The sequence below is a fragment of the Rhodospirillales bacterium genome (genome assembly GCA_028824295.1).
Lineage (GTDB): Bacteria > Pseudomonadota > Alphaproteobacteria > TMED109 > TMED109 > VXPW01.
Genome location: JAPPED010000010.1, coordinates 1 through 16,084 on the forward strand (window position 1 = coordinate 1; position 16,084 = coordinate 16,084).

A 16,084-nucleotide genomic window follows, 5' to 3' on the forward strand; every position below is an offset into this window, starting at 1 on the left:
TCGACGCCACCATCGCAGAATTTCTGGAACGTCCGCTTCCGCCTGCCGCCCGGCATGCCTGGCTGCTGCTCCTGATCGGGGCCGCCCAGCTGCTGTTTCTTCGGGTTCCTGCCTACGCTGCGGTATCCACCTCGATGGAGCTGTTGATCCGCGGGCCGGGCCGGTCGTGGCGCGGACTCGTCAACGCCGTCCTGCGCGGCATCGCCGACCGCGGCGCGACGATCTGCCAGGACCAGGATGCCGGGCGTCTGAACACTCCGGACTGGCTGTGGCAGTCGTGGCTGCGCGCCTACGGGCCGGCGACGACTGCCCAAATCGCCGATGCGCACCTGCGGGAACCCGTCCTCGATGTGTGCGCGAAGACGGACCCGGAAGCCTGGGCTGCGAAGCTCGATGGAACCGTGGTGCTGGACGGCGGCATCCGGGTGAAGGCGTCCGGTGATGTCGCCGCACTGGCCGGGTTCCGTGAGGGCGCGTGGTGGGTGCAGGACGCGGCAGCGCAGCTTCCCGTCCGCCTGCTGGGGGACATCGACGGGCGGCACGTTGCCGATCTGTGTGCTGCGCCGGGCGGCAAGACCCTGCAGATGGCCGCGCGTGGGGCCCGGGTGACCGCGGTGGACGTCTCCGAATCGAGGATGCGGCGCCTGGCGGCCAACCTCGCTCGCACCCGGCTGGCAGCTGAAGCGGTGGTCGCGGACGCGACCGGCTGGGAGAGCGGACGTAGTTTCGACGCGGTGCTCGTCGACGCACCGTGTACAGCCACCGGCACGATCCGTCGCCGGCCGGACATTCTCTGGCAACGCACGGCCGGCGACTTCCGGGCCCTCAATCCGTTGCAGGACAGGTTGCTCGACCGTGCCCTCCAGCTGGTTCGTCCGGGCGGGCTGGTGGTCTATACCGTGTGCTCGCTGGAACGCGAGGAGGGCGAAAACCGCGTGCAGGGCCTCCTTAGCCGCAACCAGGCTGCTGAGCAGGTGGCGGTCGATGCCGCGACCGAAGGTCTTCCGGACACGTTCGTGACAGACGACGGGTACCTGCGGACGCTGCCCTGCCACCTGGCAGACGTTGGAGGCGTGGACGGGTTCTTCGCCGCTCGCATTCGCCGCCGAGAATGATGGACCCGGCAGAATCCGCTCCTAATTCGAGTACGATTGCGATCTGGTCGGCCACGAGCGCGTTCTGCGAGGTGCCCTTGTCCACTTGTCCGGTTTCCCGTCCCTCGGGTCGCGCTGCCGACGCCTTGCGTCCGATCGTGCTGGAGCCCGGTGTGTCCAAGTACGCGGAAGGTTCCTGCCTGGCGAAATTCGGGGATACGCACGTCCTGTGCACCGCGTCGGTGGAGGAGCGGGTGCCGCCGTGGCTGCGGGGTCTGAATCGGGGCTGGGTGACCGCCGAGTACGGCATGCTCCCGCGTTCCACGTTGACGCGCACCGACCGCGAGGCGGCACGGGGCAGGCAGACCGGCCGGACGCAGGAAATCCAGCGGTTGATCGGCAGGAGTCTTCGCGCCGTCGTCGACCTCACGGCTCTAGGGCCACGGCAGATCCGGATCGACTGCGATGTCGTGCAAGCCGACGGCGGCACCCGCACGGCTGCGGTGACAGGGGGCTGGGTGGCGTTGCGCCAGGCGATCGCTGCCCTCGGGGATCGCCTGGAGGAAGGGGTGGCGCCGCTGACCGGCCAGGTCGCCGCCGTCAGCGCGGGCATCTGGAAGGATCGGGTGGTGCTCGATCTCGATTACGCAGAAGACCAGCACGCCGACGCGGATGCGAACTTCGTGTTCTCCGCCGACGGCGGCATCGTCGAGGTTCAGGGAACTGCCGAGGAGGCGCCGTTCAGCATGGAGGCGTTCCAGACGATGCTCGAATTCGCGCGCGGGGGAGCGGAAGAACTGTTCGCGGCGCAACGCGCCGCACTTGGAACGTGAAGCCGGGGGCACCGCGCCGATGGTCGGGCGGGAGCCTCGTCGTCGCCACGGGAAATCCCGGCAAGGCGGTCGAGATCGCCGATCTGCTCGCTCCGTTCGAGGTGGACGTCCGCCGGCTCGGAGAGTTCACCGATGTGCTGCCCGATGAAACGGGCGCGACGTTCGTGGCGAATGCGATCATCAAGGCCGAGGCGGCCGCCGCGGCCGCAGGCCTGCCCGCGCTCGCGGATGACAGCGGCCTCGCCGTGGCGGCGCTGGATGGCGCACCGGGAATCCATTCGGCGCGGTGGGCCGAGGAGGCAGGCGGGTTTTCCGAGGCCATGGCACTGCTGGACGAGCGCCTCCGGGGGAACCCGGACCGCCGCGCGGCGTTCCACTGCGCCCTCGCCCTCGCTTGGCCGGACGGGGTGACCCGAACAGTCGAGGGAATCGTCGAGGGAGGGCTGGTCTTCCCGCCGCGCGGTGGCTTCGGCTTCGGTTACGATCCGATCTTTGTCCCTGCCGGCGACGACCGCACGTTCGGGGAAATGGATCCGGCCGAAAAGTCCGGGCGCAGTCACCGGTCAGACGCGTTTCGGAAGCTGGTCGTGGCGTGCTTTCAGACCTAGCCCGGCCCATCGCGCTCTACGTGCACTGGCCGTATTGTCGGTCGCGCTGTCCCTATTGCGACTTCAATGCGCATGTCCCGCGCAACCGGGTGGATGGCGACCGCTGGCTGCGGGCGTACGAGGCCGAGATCCGGCACAGTCGCCGCCTGAGCGGACCCGGGACGCTGGTGAGCGTGTTCTTCGGCGGCGGGACTCCGTCACTGATGCCCCCGGAGGTCACGCATGGGGTGCTGGCGGCCGCCTCGACCGCCTGGCCCTTGGCGGAAGCTGCCGAGATCACGCTCGAGGCCAATCCGAACTCCGTCGAGGTGGGACGGTTCGAGGCGTTCCGCGATGCTGGCGTGAACCGTGTCTCGATCGGTGTGCAGTCGTTGGACGACGACGCGCTGCAGCAGCTGGGCCGGGGCCACACGGCAGCCGAAGCCCGGCGTGCCGTGGAGACGGCCGGGACGACCTTTCCGCGGTTCTCGTTCGATCTAATTTACGGGCGTCCCGACCACGATCCTTCGTCCTGGCAGACGGAACTCGGCGACGCCATTACCCTGGCGGGCGAGCACCTTTCCTGTTACCAGCTGACCATCGAGCGGGGCACACCGTTTCATGCGCTGGCCGCGGCGGGTCGACTGCGCCTCCCGGAAGAACCGGTGCTTGCGGAGTTGTTCGACGTTACCTCCGACACCTTGGCTGCGGCTGGACTGCCGCGCTACGAGGTGTCGAATCATGCCCGGCCAGGGGCCGAGTCCCGGCACAATCTCACGTACTGGCGCTACGGCGACTATGTCGGTGTCGGTCCGGGTGCGCACGGGCGGGTGCGGACCGGGTCCGGCGTAGGCGGATACGCCAGGATTCGCAAGCCGGAGGCCTGGTTGCGGGCCGTTGAAGCGTGCGGACACGGCACTGAAACTGCCGAATGCATCCCGGCTGCGACAGCAGGTCGTGAGATGCTGATGATGGGTCTGCGCATGGTTGAAGGGGTCAGCCGCGCTGCGTTCACCGAACGAACCGCACTGGCGCTTGATCAAGCGCTCCGGCCGGAGGCGCTTCGTCGGGCACGGGATGCCGGGCTGATGCACGCCGACCGAGACGGCGTCCGGGTCACGCCCGCCGGAATTCGGGTCCTGGATGCCTTAATCGGGGACGTCGTCGCCTGAGCTCAGCCCTGCGGTGTCGGCGCAAACCGGGCCGGAGCGCGCTCCAGCAGCGAGTAACCGTCACGCCTGACCTCGTATACGTTGAGGCCGCGCTCCACCGCCCCGTCGGTCAGCAGCCGGAAGGCACCGAGCAGTCCCCGGAATCCCTGCGGTGTCTTCAGCCTGGCGATCCGGGTGTCGGGATCGATACCCGCCAGATTCGCAGCGACGGCCGATGCGTCATACGCCAGGGCGGCGGTGCGCGACGGCGATGTCCCATAGATGCGCCGGAATCGTTCCGCGAATTGCCGGAAGGCTTCTTCGGACAGGTCCGCGAACTGCCCTCCCTCCAGGGCGGGCTCGCCCTGAAGGTCCGAGGTGCGCCAGCTCGAGAGGCCCAGGTAGCGAACTTGGTCCGGTGCGACGTCCCGGTAGGCCAGTTCGGCCGCGATGGCCCTGAGCACGTTCCCGCGGGCGGCAATCAGGATCGCATCACCGGGCCGGTTGGCCGAGCCGCTGACCGTATCGACGAACTGCTGCGCGACGTCGCTCGGTTCGCTGTCGTCGTTGTAGCGAATGAGACCGGATCGGTTCCGGGGTGGCACCGCCAGCTGGTAGGCCTCGGCCACGGCATCGCCGTACTCTGATTCGGGAACAATCAGGCCGACCCGCTGACCCGGTTCCTCGATCGCATGCCCGAGAATTCGGTGTACCTCTCCCCGCGGGTGCACGCCGAGCATCCATGCTTCGCGGTCAGCGACGGAAATGTCGTTGCTGAGCGCCAGGACCGGGATTCCACGATCCACCGCTTCCGGGACCACCGCCCCGGTGGTCCATGCAAAGAGGGGGCCGACGACGAGGCTCGCTCCTTCGGCAGCCAGTTCGAGAAAAGCTGTGCGCGCGGTCTCTGCGTCACTCGCGGTATCCCTGGGGAGCAGCTCGACAAGCTCGGCGTCAACCTCGAACAGGGCCATTTCCACCGCTTGGAACAACTCGCGTCCGGTTGCCGCGTAGGCACCGGACAGCGGGAGCAGTACCCCGACCCGCAACACTGCGTCCCGAGCGATCGGACCGGGGGCGACATCCTGTGGCGGCGCTCCCGCTCCTGTGGAGGTCGTTGAAGAATCCTCGTCAGCAGGTGGTATGGCCGCCACTTGGATGGCATCGGGTGCCGGGGCCTCCGACTCGTGAGCGCTCGCCATTGGCTCTTCCTGCGCGCCACTGCCCTCCTCGACGTCAGCCGGTTCCGGGAGTTCCTGAACGGCCGAGCTCACCCCCGGTTCGACCGGCGCGGGCTCGCCGTCCGATGAAGGCCCGCACGCGCCCACGCAGCCGGCAAGAATCAACATGGATGCTACGACGGGTCCGGAGCGTCGATGCACAAAGCCCTGAATCCCGTCGGCCGGGAGCTGCCGGAGGCATGCGCGAACTAGGCTGACCAGCCGCGGCCATCCCCCACGGTCCGCAGGCGCACGCATGGCGTGGATCGACCCGTCTGGAGAACGATTGCCTTGCACGCTGCAAGTATATCGCCCGAGGGATTCGTTCGGAGCTTTCCGCAGGCTCCAGAGCAGGCTATTTCTATGGGGACGTTCGCCTATTGCGTTGGAACCGAAACCCCATGCAACCTGCACTTCTCACATTTCGTGGTCGCATCCTCTATCTCGCTCTCGGCATGGTGTGCCTGGCCTTGCTGCCAGGGTGCGCCGGCCTCGTCGTGGGCGGGGGCGGAATCGGCGGGATGGCGGCAGCCCAGGAACGTCCGCTCGAGCGCGGCGCAATAGATCTTGCGATCAAATCTGAATTGCTAAGCACGTACTTTCAAACCCAGTTCGACGAGCTCTTCAGCAGAGTCAACGTGCTGGTGGTGGAGGGCCGCGTCCTGCTCACCGGAACAGTGGAAACTAGAGATCTTCGGACCACCGCGGTGGAACTAGCACAGCAGACCGAAGGGGTCGCCGAAGTTCTGAACGAGATCCAATTGGGCCCGGCGTATCCGATCACCACGCGAATGAACGACACGTGGATCTCCACCGAGATCCGTGCCCGTCTGGTGGCGGCGCTGGGCTCCGGACAGATCGATTTCTGGACGACCACGCACGACGCGGTGGTGTACCTTGTCGGCATCGCCGAGAACCAGGCTGAGATCCAGCAGGTCACCGATGTCGCTCGCAACGTGAAGGGCGTCGAGAAGGTCGTCAGTTACATCATTCTGCGCGACGATCCGCGCCGCCTGCCTGATCCCGCCGAGTAGGTCTGCTCGCCGCCGCATCGGTCCGGCCGGAACGTTCATGCCCATTCGTGTGGCCATCCAGATGGATCCGATCGGATCCATCCATCTGCCATCGGACAGTACGTTCGTGCTGGCGCTGGAGGCGATGGCGCGTGGGCACGAGCTGTTCACCTACCAGCCCGACACCCTGACTTGGCGACCGGGCCGCCTGTTGGCCACGGGACGGCGGGTGAAGGCGCTTCGCCGCGAACCGGGCAATCACGTCGACGAAGGGGAGCTGGAGGCTGTCGATCTGGCCGACTTCGACGTCGTGCTGATTCGTCAGGACCCGCCGTTCGACATGGGGTACGTGACGACGACTCACCTCCTCGAGCTCTTGCCAGCCAGCACGCTCGTGGTGAACGACCCGCAGGGCATTCGCGATTCGCCCGAAAAGGTCCTCGTGCTCCGTTTCGCCGAGTGGATGCCGCCCACGCTGGTAGCCAGCCGTCCGAAAGATGTCGTCGCGTTCCAAGCGGAATTCGGGCGGTCGGTCGTCAAGCCCCTGTACGGTCACGGCGGAAACGGGGTGTTCCTCCTGTCGGAAGGCGATCCGAACCTGGAGCCGGTGCTGGGTCTCCTCGGGGAGTCCGAGCCTGTCATCGTGCAGCAGTACGTGCCGAGCGTCACCGAGGAGGGCGACCGCCGAATCATCCTGGTGGAAGGCGAGCCTGTCGGCGCAATCGACCGAATTCCGAAACCTGGAGACATCCGGTCCAACCTGGTGGCCGGCGGCTCGGCGCGACCGGCAGTGCTCGGTGACCGGGATCGCGAAATCTGCAGCGCAATCGGACCGGAGTTGCGGCGCCGGGGCCTGCTGCTGGCCGGAATCGATGTGATCGGGGGACGAATCACGGAGATCAACGTGACGTCACCCACCGGGATTCCGGCCATCGAGCGGTTTGACGGGATCAGCGTCGGAGCCCGTTTTTGGGACGCGGTTTCGGTCCGAAGGGCGGCACAGAGCGCGGGTTGAGGCACGTGCCGATGGCTCGCGCATCGTCGTCATTGACGAATGCTGGTGACGTCCGGCGGGGCTTTGCTGCGTCGGCAGCACACGTTGGCGACCGGACCACGATCGATGAGCCGAGCGAGCGCGAGGCCGAGTGATCAGCGCACAACCGGACAGCTCACGGCCTGCGGATCAAGCTTCTCGCGCTGCTGTCGGTTTCGAGTGAGGGGACTTCACGTCGCCACCCGGAGCGCGGGGAATGGCCCGTCGGCGTGGAACCAGCCACTGTTCAAGGCGGCTACGGCGCCGAAAGCTGCCTCTGTTTCGGGTCCGCAATTCGTACTCGGTGGCAGGTGGTATGGCTGCTGCGGCGCCGGCCCTGACGTCCTTCAGGCGCGGCCGATGCAGATGCGCTGGTTGGAAGGCGTGCTGGGACTGCCCGAGCGGCTCCAGTTGCCGCCTAGACTAGCGGCCGAAACAGTCGCCGAGGACAGCGCCCTGACCGCCAACGAAGGAGGCATGCCATGACCATTGCCAATGACCGGTGCATCCGGATTTTCCTGTCGGTCGCTGGTCTCGTGGTGGGTTCGAGTGTGCTGAATCCGGCCATCCCCGTAGCGACAGCCACAGACAGCCTGTCCGCGAACCTGGGCAGCATCGATTTTCCGAACTCCGGTGCAGCTGAGGCGCAACCGGCCTTCCTCACTGGAATGAAGGCGTTTCACAGCTTCGAGTTCGAGGATGCGCGCGAAGCCTTTCGCGAAGCACAGTCCATCGACCCGGATTTTGGCCTGGCCTACTGGGGCGAAGCGCTCAGCTACAACGCTCCGCTCTGGGCTGAGCAGGACGGAGACGCCGCCCGCGCAACGCTGGCCAGGTACGGGGCGACGCCGCAGCTGCGCTCGCAAGCCTTGCCGCCTGGTCGTGAGCGGGGGCTCATGGAAGCGGTGGAACGTCTCTACGGCGACGGCGACAAGCTCTCCAGGGACATCGCCTATTCCGAGGCGATGCAGCGTCTCCACGAGGACTTCCCCGACGATGATGAGATCGCCACGCTGTACGCGGTCTCGCTGCTTGGCACGGTTCGCCCCGGTGACCGAGGATTCGCCCGGCAAATGCGGGCAGGTGCCATCGCGCTGGAAGTGTTCGCGCGCAATCCCCGGCATCCGGGGGCGGCCCATTTCATCATTCACGCATTTGACGATCCGGAGCACGCCATCCTGGCGTTGCCCGCAGCGAGGGCCTACGCCGAGATCGCGCCGGACGCACCCCACGCGCTGCACATGCCGTCGCACATCTTCGTCCAGCTCGGGATGTGGGAAGGTGTTGTGGCCTCGAACGAGGCCTCCTACGAGGCGGCGCTTGACCACATCGAGCGCAAGGACATCGCGCGCGGCCGTTCTGAATTCCACGCGCTGCGGTGGTACCACTACGGACAACTGCAACTGGGTAACGACGACAGGGCGCAATGGGCGCTCGACGAGGCACTTCGAACGTTGGCGCAGTTCCCGACCGCAGGGGTGCGAAACGGCACGTTGAGCATCCTCGCCCGCCACACCCTGGAAAGGGAGAGCTGGTCAGAATTTGACCATGACATCGTGACCGACGCCGAACGAAACCACTCCGCTGTGCAACTGGCTGCCGGTCTGAGTGCGGCGCACACCGCCAACCTGGCAGCGGCGGAAACGGCGCTCGCCAACATCAGGGGTGCCTACGAGCGCCTCAAGCGCGATCCCTCGACAGCCTACCGCGCCAAAATCGTTGCGGTGGAAGCAAAGCAGCTGGAAGCCGCGATCGCGTGGACGCAAGGCGATACCGCCGCCGCCGAAGGGTTCCTCGTCGAAGCGACCGATCTCGAGGGCGAGCTGAACGCCCCGTTCGGTCCGCCGATCCCGATGAAGCCCACATTCGAGATGTACAGGGAGTTCCTGGTGGCGCAGGGCCGGATGGAAGCCGCAGCCGTGCAGTTCGGCAAGGCATTGGCGCGCACGCCGAACCGCACCCGGTCTGTTCAGGGGCTGGAGCGCACCCGGTAGGCGGCGTCGGGTATCCCGTTGCCGGTGCGACGTGAGGGGAGCACGCACCCGGCATCATCTGCTTTGCCGGCGACCGCTCCGGCTACGGGGTTCGGTCCCCGCCCGCCTCGGCAGCGCCACGGGTGGGAGCGCGAGGACGGGGCCGGACCCTTCCTCGACATCGCCGCTGCCAAGACGCCTGCAGGAGCTGAACCCCGCGATCAGTTCAGGGCGTTCATCCTCTCGGCGGCTTGATCATCCGGCCGAGCGGCTCGCCTCCGAACACGTGCACATGGAAGTGCGGCACCTCCTGGAAGGCGTGTTCGCCGTGGTTCGAAAGAAACCGGTAGCCGTCGGCCTCGACGCCTGCCTCGCGCGCGACCCGGCCGATCGTCCGGATCAGGGACTCGATTTCCGGCCCCGTTGCGCGCGCCGAAAAGTCGGCCATGGACACGTAACGTCCTTTCGGGATGACGAGGATGTGGACTCGCGTCTGCGGCTGGATGTCCCGAAACGCCAGCGTGTGTTTGTCCTCGAAGACCTTGTCGCAGGGGAGTTCCCCTCGAAGGATGCGGGCGAAGACATTGCTGTCGTCGTAGGGGTGCTCCGCCGAGCCCATCAGCCTTCCCCTCCTGTTGTGGAGCGCTCCTCCTGACCGTGCTGGCCCGTCCGGCCATGGATCGATCCCTGCGCGCGCTCGGCGAGTTCGACCGCAACCGCGTCCGGCTCCACCCCGGCGGCCTGCCAAAGCACCAGCAGATGGTAGAGAAGGTCCGCACTTTCGTTCACGAGCGCGCTCGGGTCCCGGCGGACACCGGCGATTACCGTCTCCGTTGCTTCCTCGCCGACCTTCTGCGCCACCCGCTCCACGCCGCCGGCCAGCAGGCGGGCGGTATACGAGGACTGGGGGTCAGCCGTTCGGGCTCGTGCGCCGATGACCGTCCACAGGTCATTGAGAGCGGAAGCCAGTGTCGCGGGTTGGTCAGCCATCGGCCTTGCCTTCCACCGCGGGACGAATGTCCGTCACCGCTGCGTCTCGAAATGCCCGGAAAAAGCACGAACGACGTCCCATGTGGCAGGCCGGTCCGGTCTGGTCGACCAGTGCCAGCAACGTGTCACCGTCGCAGTCCACCCTGAGCTCCATGAGCCGCTGGACGTGTCCGGAAGTTTCACCCTTGACCCATTCGGCCTGCCGACTCCGAGAGAAATACGTCACGCGCCCGGTGGCCAGCGTGGCATCGATTGCGGCTCGATCCATCCACGCCAGCATCAGCACCTCACCCGTGTCGTGTTGCTGAGCGACGACCGGGACGAGCCCGGCCTCGTTGAAACGCACGACGTCCGTCAGACTCATGCTCGCTCCTTCGCCGTTTGCGGCTCCGGCCGCACAGGAATGCCATCCGCCCTGAGTGCGCGCCGGACATCGGCAATTGCAGTGTCACCGTAGTGGAAGATCGATGCAGCGAGGACAGCGCTCGCACCACCCGCCTGCACGGCCTCCGCCAGGTGGGCGGCGCTACCAGCCCCGCCGGAGGCAATCACGGGCACATCGACGGCATCGCTGACCGCGCGGGTGAGTTCGATGTCGAACCCGTCCCGGGTACCGTCCCGATCCATGGAGGTGAGCAGGATTTCACCGGCGCCCATGCCGGTGACCCGGCGCGCCCACTGCACCGCGTCGATACCGGTCGGGCGTCGCCCACCGTGCGTGAAGATCTCAAAGCCGTCGCCGCCGCGCTTGGCGTCGATGGCTACGACGATGCACTGGGACCCGAACTTTTCTGCAGCCCTGGCCACGAGTTCCGGTTCCCGGATGGCTGCGGTGTTGATCGAGACCTTGTCTGCGCCCGCCAACAGGAGCCGGCGGATGTCGTCGATTGTCCGAACGCCGCCGCCCACCGTCATCGGCACGAAGCACTGTTCCGCAGTCCGGCGCACGACGTCCAGCAGGATGCCGCGATCCTCGTGCGAGGCCGTGATGTCGAGAAAGCAGAGCTCGTCAGCGCCCTGGGTGTTGTAGACCTGCGCTTGCTCCACGGGGTCGCCCGCGTCCTGAAGATTGACGAAGTTGGTTCCCTTGACGACTCGGCCGTTCTTCACGTCCAGGCAGGGAATGATCCGGATCTTCAACACTCTTCAAGCGGCCAGCAGCCGGGCGGCCCGCTGCACGTCGAGGCGACCCTCGTAGAACGCGCGACCCACGATCACGCCCTCGATGTTGGTGTCGCCCAACGCCTTGATCCGCTCCAGGTCGCCCACAGTGGTGACACCACCTGATGCCACGACCGGTATGGGGCTCGCTCTGGCGACGCGGTGCAGCTCGGCGAGGTTGACGCCCTGCAGTACGCCGTCTCGGGAGATGTCGGTATGGATCAATGCAGCCGCTCCGAAGTCGGACGCGGTGGCGGCAAACGTTTCGACGTCTACGTCGGTGGTCTGGGCCCAGCCCTCGATGGCGACCTGGCCGGCCCGCGCGTCCGCTGCGACGGCGACTCGCCCCGGGTGGGTCCGACAGATCGAGCGCGCGACGTCAGGATCGGTCACCGCAATGGTTCCGAGCACGATCCGCTCCACCCCGGCTTCCAGCCAAGCCGCCGCGGCGGCGGCGGTACGAATCCCCCCCCCGAGCTGGACCCGCATGGAGGTCTCTTCCAACATCGCCTTGATCGCTTCCGTGTTCGGCGACCCACCCATGAATGCGCCGTCCAGATCGACGACGTGCAGCCACGTACATCCCGCGTCCTCAAACCGCCGGGCCTGATCCGCCGGGTCATCGCCGAACACGGTCGCGCGGCCCGGGTCGCCGCGTTCCAGACGTACGCACCTTCCGTCCTTGAGATCGATCGCGGGATAAAGGTTCACGCAATCTTCTTTCGGTAGAAGTGCCCAGCGATCATCTTGCCTTCGACAAGGTGGTAGTCGGGCAGGGTCCCCCAACGTTCATATCCATTCGCCTCGTATAGCCGAATGGCCCGTTCTTGGGTCACTCGCACATCCAGGCAGATCTGCTTGAAGCCCGCCGCCGCCGCGTGTTGCTCCGCGTGCTCGAGCAGGGCGCCAGCCAAGCCGTGCCCCCGCGCCCAGGGCGCAACGAAGTGGGTGTCGAACGAAGCCGAGAACGCTCGCGCCTCGTCGCGGGTGACCGGCCGAACGACTTGGACGGAGCCCGAGACGACCCCGCGGTACCGTCCGACGATCAGGGTTCGGTGGGGCACCACCAGGACTCCCTTCCAATAGGATTCCAGCCGCTCGTCGGAGGGGATGGAGACCCAGCCGAAGCCGATGCCGTCGTCGAGGGCATTGCGGGTCGCGTCGCACAGCTCGGCAAGTTCCCCCGGGCGGAACCGCTCGATGATGTCGGTCGCGGTGTCGGTCACGGCATCCACCGGACGAAATTGGCGAGCATGCGCAAGCCAGTGGCTTGGCTCTTCTCCGGGTGAAACTGGGTACCAATCAGGTTGTCGCGTGCGAGCGCCGCCACGACGGGCCCGCCGTGGCAGGTTCGGGCGGCGACGTGCTCCGGCTGATCGGCGTGAACCGCGTAGCTGTGGACGAAGTACGCGTGCGCGTGCGGCTCAAGGTCGGCGAACACCGGGTGAGGGGTCACGTCAAGGAGTTCGTTCCAACCCATGTGGGGGATCCGATAGCCGGGCTCCGATGTCATCCGGGCAACGCGGGCCGGGATCCAGCCCAGACCCGGGTGCCGTCCGTGCTCTTCGCTTTCCCGACTCATCATTTGCATGCCGACGCAGATTCCAAGAAACGGGATGCCGTCGTCAATGACTCGACGCTGCAGGGCCTCCGTCATGCCGGGAATCTGGCGGAGGCCGCGCATGCAATCGGCAAAGGCCCCGACACCCGGCAGCACGATGCGGTCCGCCTTCCGGACGATAGCCGGCTCTCCCGTCACGGCCACTTCAGCACCGCGCCCGTCCGCCTGCAGGACGTACTCGAATGCCTTCGCGACCGAGCGCAGGTTTCCCGATCCGTAATCGATGATGGCAGTGATCATGGTTGGCACCAACGCCGTCGCGGCCCCTGGCTCATGCAGCTCCGGCTTGGGCGTCGTTCCGAAGGATTCCCTTGGTGGACGGGATCTGGTCGGCTGCCGCCGGGTTCACCCGTATGGCATCGTGCAGGCTGCGTGCCAGCCCCTTGAAGCAGGACTCGATCACGTGGTGGTTGTTCACCCCGTAGAGATTCTCGACATGCAGATTGCAGCCCGCCGCCTGCGTGAACGCCTGGAACCATTCCCGAAACAGCTCAGTGTCCATTTCGCCCAGCCGATTTTGCGTAAACGCCACCTTCCAGACCAGGTAGGGACGCCCGGACAGGTCGACGACCACCCGAGACAGCGTCTCGTCCATGGGGATCAGCGCGTGGCCGAACCTGCGGATCCCGCGGCGGTCGCCAAGGGCGTCGGCTACCGCCCGGCCAACCGCGTAGCCGGTGTCTTCCGTCGTGTGATGTCCGTCGATGTGCAAATCGCCATCGGCCGCGATCTCAAGGTCGATCAGGCTGTGTTTGGCGAGCTGCTCCAGCATGTGATCGAGAAAGCCGATGCCGGTGGCGATGCTGCGCTGGCCGGTGCCGTCCAGCGACGCAGTGACCCGTACCGAGGTCTCACCGGTTGATCGTTCGACACTGGCGGTGCGCATGCGACATGTCGCGAACCGGCGCGATTTCCTGCGCCGTCGTCCGCCCTCCTCTTAGGTTCCTGTCCTGTCGGTTCCCGACCGTCAGAACCGCATCGTGGTCTGACCCGCCGGTTCCCCGTTCACAAGGCACTCGTCCTTGGTCAGCTCGATCACGTCCGAGTCGCTCGTCGCCTCGCACGTCAGGGTACCTTCAGGGTATTGGACATAGACCGTGACAGGGAAGGCTTCGGGGTGAAACACGACGCTCTGGCCGGCATTGACCCACCGGAGCCAGTAGTCGATGGACACCTTTGCCCGGAGCTGCGGATCGGAATTGGTAACCGTGAAGGCATGTGCCGGCGCGACCGCAGCAATGGAGCCCAGGACCGCCATCAGCATTCCCAGGCGAAACGCTCGCGGGAGGCTGGCGAATGTGCGCATGCGCGTCTCCCCAAGACATGGAAAGAGAGACCATGGCCGACTCCGGCCGGCCATGGTCTCAACAACCGATCAGACGCGCCGAAACGCGTCCTTGGTGATTACCAGATCGCGACCGGCGAGCCGATCGAGCCCGTTGCACCCTTGACGGGCACCGGGCTGTAGAAGTACGCGAACTGGTAGACACCCGCATCCGCGAGCACGGACAGCTTCAGGTTCTCCTGGTTCACGATCCCGTGCCGCGTCTGCAGGTACGTGTGCACGCAGAAGGCGCAGGCCGGGTCCGGGTTCGGGACCGCGTCGCCGGGCCAGGTGTCAAAGCCGGTGACACCCGCCTGGACGGTCTCGGCGATCCAGCGGGCGACTTCCATGCCGATGCCGGGGCAGCCGTCGTTGTATGCGGGCGCGTTCTCCCAGTGACGCTCCCATCCGGTCCGGATCAGGATGGCGTCACCAGCCATCGGCTCGTAGTCAGCCATGCCCTGCGCTGCGAGGGCAGCGTTGACGTCAGCCATGGTCACCACGTCGCCCTTCTCCATCGGGGCGTCGCGGACGGCTGCGACGTCGATCAGAATGCCGCGCGCGATGATCGGGTGGAGCTTTTCGCTGCCGAGGTGGTTCAGCCCATACGGGTTGCCCATCTGCTGTGCGGTGAAGCCGTTGTACCAACGCATTTCGGTCTTGTCGCCGACCGCGCCGACCTGAACGCCGATGTGCCCGAGGCCGTCAAACTGGGTACCGACCTGGCCGATTTCCGTGGACAGGAACTCGTCGTTCCACATGATCTGGTTCGCGCCGAAGGCGCCGCCGGTCGGCGTACCGGGGATCCGGAGCGAGAATTTCCGCTCTCCGAACAGCGGCATGCCGCTGACGTAGTCGTGCCCGATCTTCATCGCCTTGCCTTCGCTGATCTGCGCAAGAGCACGCATCACGACATCGGTTTGGGTGTACCAGTTCGTGGAGCCGGCTTCGTCACCCTCGCCCCAGAGGGGGTGCGGCCACCACTTGGAGCCCAACGGGGTGTCCATGACGTCGCCGTCAACCCACGGTTTGCCGGCGCATTCGCCCCAGCTGTCGGCACCACATTCCGCGGTTGCGGAAGCGGCCCATCCTGTGACGGCGAGCACCGCCGTCAATGCGACAAGTTTCTTCACCTGTCTCTCCCTCTTTAGTTTCGCCCATTCGGGTCGCAGCCTGTCAACCTGGCTGCCGATGCCGGCAACCATGTTTTCAGGCATAACAGCGAACCTTATCACGTCGCCGTACAGGCGGAAAGCAATGGATTGTCATCGATTCAGGGGAGAGTCGGCAAGTACGAATCACTGTTCCGGGACTGGCGACTGGTCGCCGGCGCACACGGCCATCTCGAAATAGAGTCCGCGGGCCGGTGCCGTAGGCCCGGCGGCGGACCGGCTCCGGGCAGCCAGCGCGCGCGCGGGCGCGCCGATATCGACACGCCCGAGCCCCACCTCGACCAACGTCCCGACGATGATCCTCACCTGTTTGTAGAGGAACGACGGGGCTCGGGCGCGGACGGTGACATGGGCTCCGGCGTGCCCGACTGCGAGCTCCGTGAGCGTGCGCAGCGCGGTGTCCGCCTGGCAGCCTGCCGCCCGGTAACTCGTGAAGTCGTGCAGCCCGACGAGCGGGCGCGCGGCCGCCGCCATAGCGTCCGCGTCGAGTGCCTGGGGCATCCACCAGACATGGTCCCGCCCGAATGCCGGCGGTGACGGCCGCGTCAGGATCCGATACAGGTAACGCCGCTCGACGGTGGAGAACCGGGCGTGGAAGTCCGGTGCCACTTCGTTGCAGTCGAGCACCACGACAGTGCCGCCGACAGCCCGGGCGAGGTGAAAGTTGAGCCCCATGCGTACCGATTCGGGAGGTCGCGGGCGCGCGAGGTCGAAGTGCGCCACCTGGCCGAGCGCATGGACACCGGTGTCCGTACGTCCGCTCCCGAACACGGTCGGCGCCTCGCCCGAATAACGGGCGACTGCGGCCTCCAGGGCTGCCTGAACCGATACCCCCGTGGCCTGACGCTGCCAGCCCTGGAATCGGGAACCGTCATATTCCACGGTGAGACGATAGCGCGTCACCGGATGTCC

The 16,084-nt window shown here is 66.5% G+C and carries 19 protein-coding genes; 7 read left to right on the forward strand and 12 right to left on the reverse strand.

The annotated features are described in order from the left end of the window. The 4 genes from OXH60_05370 to hemW all read left to right on the forward strand — a co-directional run. On the forward strand, positions 1–1,115 hold a 1,115-nt coding region (locus tag OXH60_05370; protein MDE0711548.1), incomplete at its 5' end, for an RsmB/NOP family class I SAM-dependent RNA methyltransferase. Between the two features lie 77 nt (positions 1,116–1,192). Continuing rightward, positions 1,193–1,927 carry a ribonuclease PH gene (rph, locus tag OXH60_05375; protein ID MDE0711549.1) on the forward strand — a complete coding sequence of 245 codons (735 nt, stop codon included), beginning with the start codon at positions 1,193–1,195 and terminating at the stop codon, positions 1,925–1,927. Beyond that, positions 1,924–2,535, forward strand: a complete 612-nt coding sequence (gene rdgB / locus OXH60_05380) for an RdgB/HAM1 family non-canonical purine NTP pyrophosphatase (protein MDE0711550.1) — start codon at positions 1,924–1,926, stop codon at positions 2,533–2,535. The genes rph and rdgB overlap by 4 nt, the downstream gene beginning before the upstream one ends. Next, positions 2,520–3,686: a radical SAM family heme chaperone HemW gene (gene hemW / locus OXH60_05385; GenBank protein MDE0711551.1), complete on the forward strand. Its 1,167-nt coding sequence runs from the start codon at positions 2,520–2,522 to the stop codon at positions 3,684–3,686. The genes rdgB and hemW overlap by 16 nt, the downstream gene beginning before the upstream one ends. Positions 3,687–3,688: 2 nt before the next feature. Here the strand turns inward: hemW and OXH60_05390 are convergent, their stop codons facing one another. Then, on the reverse strand, positions 3,689–4,939 hold the full coding sequence (locus OXH60_05390) for a penicillin-binding protein activator (protein MDE0711552.1): 1,251 nt from the start codon (positions 4,937–4,939) through the stop codon (positions 3,689–3,691). Positions 4,940–5,286: 347 nt separating this feature from the next. Between OXH60_05390 and OXH60_05395 the strand changes: the two genes are divergently transcribed. From OXH60_05395 to OXH60_05405, 3 genes are all read left to right on the forward strand, one after another. After that, positions 5,287–5,919, forward strand: coding sequence for a BON domain-containing protein (locus OXH60_05395; protein MDE0711553.1), 633 nt, complete (start codon positions 5,287–5,289; stop codon positions 5,917–5,919). A gap of 37 nt (positions 5,920–5,956) precedes the next feature. Next, on the forward strand, positions 5,957–6,913 hold the full coding sequence (gshB, locus tag OXH60_05400) for a glutathione synthase (protein ID MDE0711554.1): 957 nt from the start codon (positions 5,957–5,959) through the stop codon (positions 6,911–6,913). 500 nt (positions 6,914–7,413) lie between these two features. Beyond that, positions 7,414–8,925 carry a hypothetical protein gene (locus OXH60_05405; GenBank protein MDE0711555.1) on the forward strand — a complete coding sequence of 504 codons (1,512 nt, stop codon included), beginning with the start codon at positions 7,414–7,416 and terminating at the stop codon, positions 8,923–8,925. Between the two features lie 214 nt (positions 8,926–9,139). On the opposite strand, the gene OXH60_05410 is transcribed toward OXH60_05405, so the two are convergent. The 11 genes from OXH60_05410 to truA form a co-directional block, all read right to left on the reverse strand. Beyond that, positions 9,140–9,523 carry an HIT domain-containing protein gene (locus OXH60_05410; protein MDE0711556.1) on the reverse strand — a complete coding sequence of 128 codons (384 nt, stop codon included), beginning with the start codon at positions 9,521–9,523 and terminating at the stop codon, positions 9,140–9,142. Continuing rightward, positions 9,523–9,894: a phosphoribosyl-ATP diphosphatase gene (hisE, locus tag OXH60_05415; GenBank protein ID MDE0711557.1), complete on the reverse strand. Its 372-nt coding sequence runs from the start codon at positions 9,892–9,894 to the stop codon at positions 9,523–9,525. The genes OXH60_05410 and hisE overlap by 1 nt, the downstream gene beginning before the upstream one ends. Beyond that, positions 9,887–10,258: a phosphoribosyl-AMP cyclohydrolase gene (hisI, locus tag OXH60_05420; protein ID MDE0711558.1), complete on the reverse strand. Its 372-nt coding sequence runs from the start codon at positions 10,256–10,258 to the stop codon at positions 9,887–9,889. Before hisI ends, hisE begins: the two co-directional genes overlap by 8 nt. After that, positions 10,255–11,037: an imidazole glycerol phosphate synthase subunit HisF gene (hisF, locus tag OXH60_05425; GenBank protein ID MDE0711559.1), complete on the reverse strand. Its 783-nt coding sequence runs from the start codon at positions 11,035–11,037 to the stop codon at positions 10,255–10,257. Before hisF ends, hisI begins: the two co-directional genes overlap by 4 nt. A 3-nt stretch (positions 11,038–11,040) precedes the next feature. Continuing rightward, a complete protein-coding gene (gene hisA / locus OXH60_05430; protein ID MDE0711560.1) occupies positions 11,041–11,766 on the reverse strand; it encodes a 1-(5-phosphoribosyl)-5-[(5-phosphoribosylamino)methylideneamino]imidazole-4-carboxamide isomerase in 726 nt (241 codons plus the stop codon). Next, the gene (locus OXH60_05435; GenBank protein ID MDE0711561.1) at positions 11,763–12,281 is read right to left on the reverse strand and encodes a GNAT family N-acetyltransferase; all 519 of its coding nucleotides are present in this window, start codon (positions 12,279–12,281) and stop codon (positions 11,763–11,765) included. Before OXH60_05435 ends, hisA begins: the two co-directional genes overlap by 4 nt. After that, positions 12,278–12,916, reverse strand: a complete 639-nt coding sequence (hisH, locus tag OXH60_05440) for an imidazole glycerol phosphate synthase subunit HisH (protein ID MDE0711562.1) — start codon at positions 12,914–12,916, stop codon at positions 12,278–12,280. The genes OXH60_05435 and hisH overlap by 4 nt, the downstream gene beginning before the upstream one ends. 31 nt (positions 12,917–12,947) lie before the next feature. Next, positions 12,948–13,562, reverse strand: coding sequence for an imidazoleglycerol-phosphate dehydratase HisB (gene hisB / locus OXH60_05445; protein MDE0711563.1), 615 nt, complete (start codon positions 13,560–13,562; stop codon positions 12,948–12,950). A gap of 81 nt (positions 13,563–13,643) precedes the next feature. Continuing rightward, positions 13,644–13,982, reverse strand: a complete 339-nt coding sequence (locus OXH60_05450) for a hypothetical protein (GenBank protein ID MDE0711564.1) — start codon at positions 13,980–13,982, stop codon at positions 13,644–13,646. 98 nt (positions 13,983–14,080) lie between these two features. Next, positions 14,081–15,133, reverse strand: a complete 1,053-nt coding sequence (locus tag OXH60_05455; GenBank protein MDE0711565.1) for a cyclase family protein — start codon at positions 15,131–15,133, stop codon at positions 14,081–14,083. Between the two features lie 165 nt (positions 15,134–15,298). Next, a complete protein-coding gene (gene truA / locus OXH60_05460; GenBank protein MDE0711566.1) occupies positions 15,299–16,075 on the reverse strand; it encodes a tRNA pseudouridine(38-40) synthase TruA in 777 nt (258 codons plus the stop codon). Positions 16,076–16,084: the final 9 nt, after the last annotated feature.

Coding starts and splice junctions, on each gene's coding strand:
- hisH (MDE0711562.1), bottom strand. CDS start 12,916: ATGATCACTGCCATCATCGATTACGGATCGGGAAACCTGCGCTCGGTC.
- OXH60_05395 (MDE0711553.1), top strand. CDS start 5,287: ATGCAACCTGCACTTCTCACATTTCGTGGTCGCATCCTCTATCTCGCT.
- OXH60_05405 (MDE0711555.1), top strand. CDS start 7,414: ATGACCATTGCCAATGACCGGTGCATCCGGATTTTCCTGTCGGTCGCT.
- OXH60_05450 (MDE0711564.1), bottom strand. CDS start 13,982: ATGCGCACATTCGCCAGCCTCCCGCGAGCGTTTCGCCTGGGAATGCTG.
- hisI (MDE0711558.1), bottom strand. CDS start 10,258: ATGAGTCTGACGGACGTCGTGCGTTTCAACGAGGCCGGGCTCGTCCCG.
- hisE (MDE0711557.1), bottom strand. CDS start 9,894: ATGGCTGACCAACCCGCGACACTGGCTTCCGCTCTCAATGACCTGTGG.
- hisB (MDE0711563.1), bottom strand. CDS start 13,562: ATGCGCACCGCCAGTGTCGAACGATCAACCGGTGAGACCTCGGTACGG.
- gshB (MDE0711554.1), top strand. CDS start 5,957: ATGCCCATTCGTGTGGCCATCCAGATGGATCCGATCGGATCCATCCAT.
- OXH60_05410 (MDE0711556.1), bottom strand. CDS start 9,523: ATGGGCTCGGCGGAGCACCCCTACGACGACAGCAATGTCTTCGCCCGC.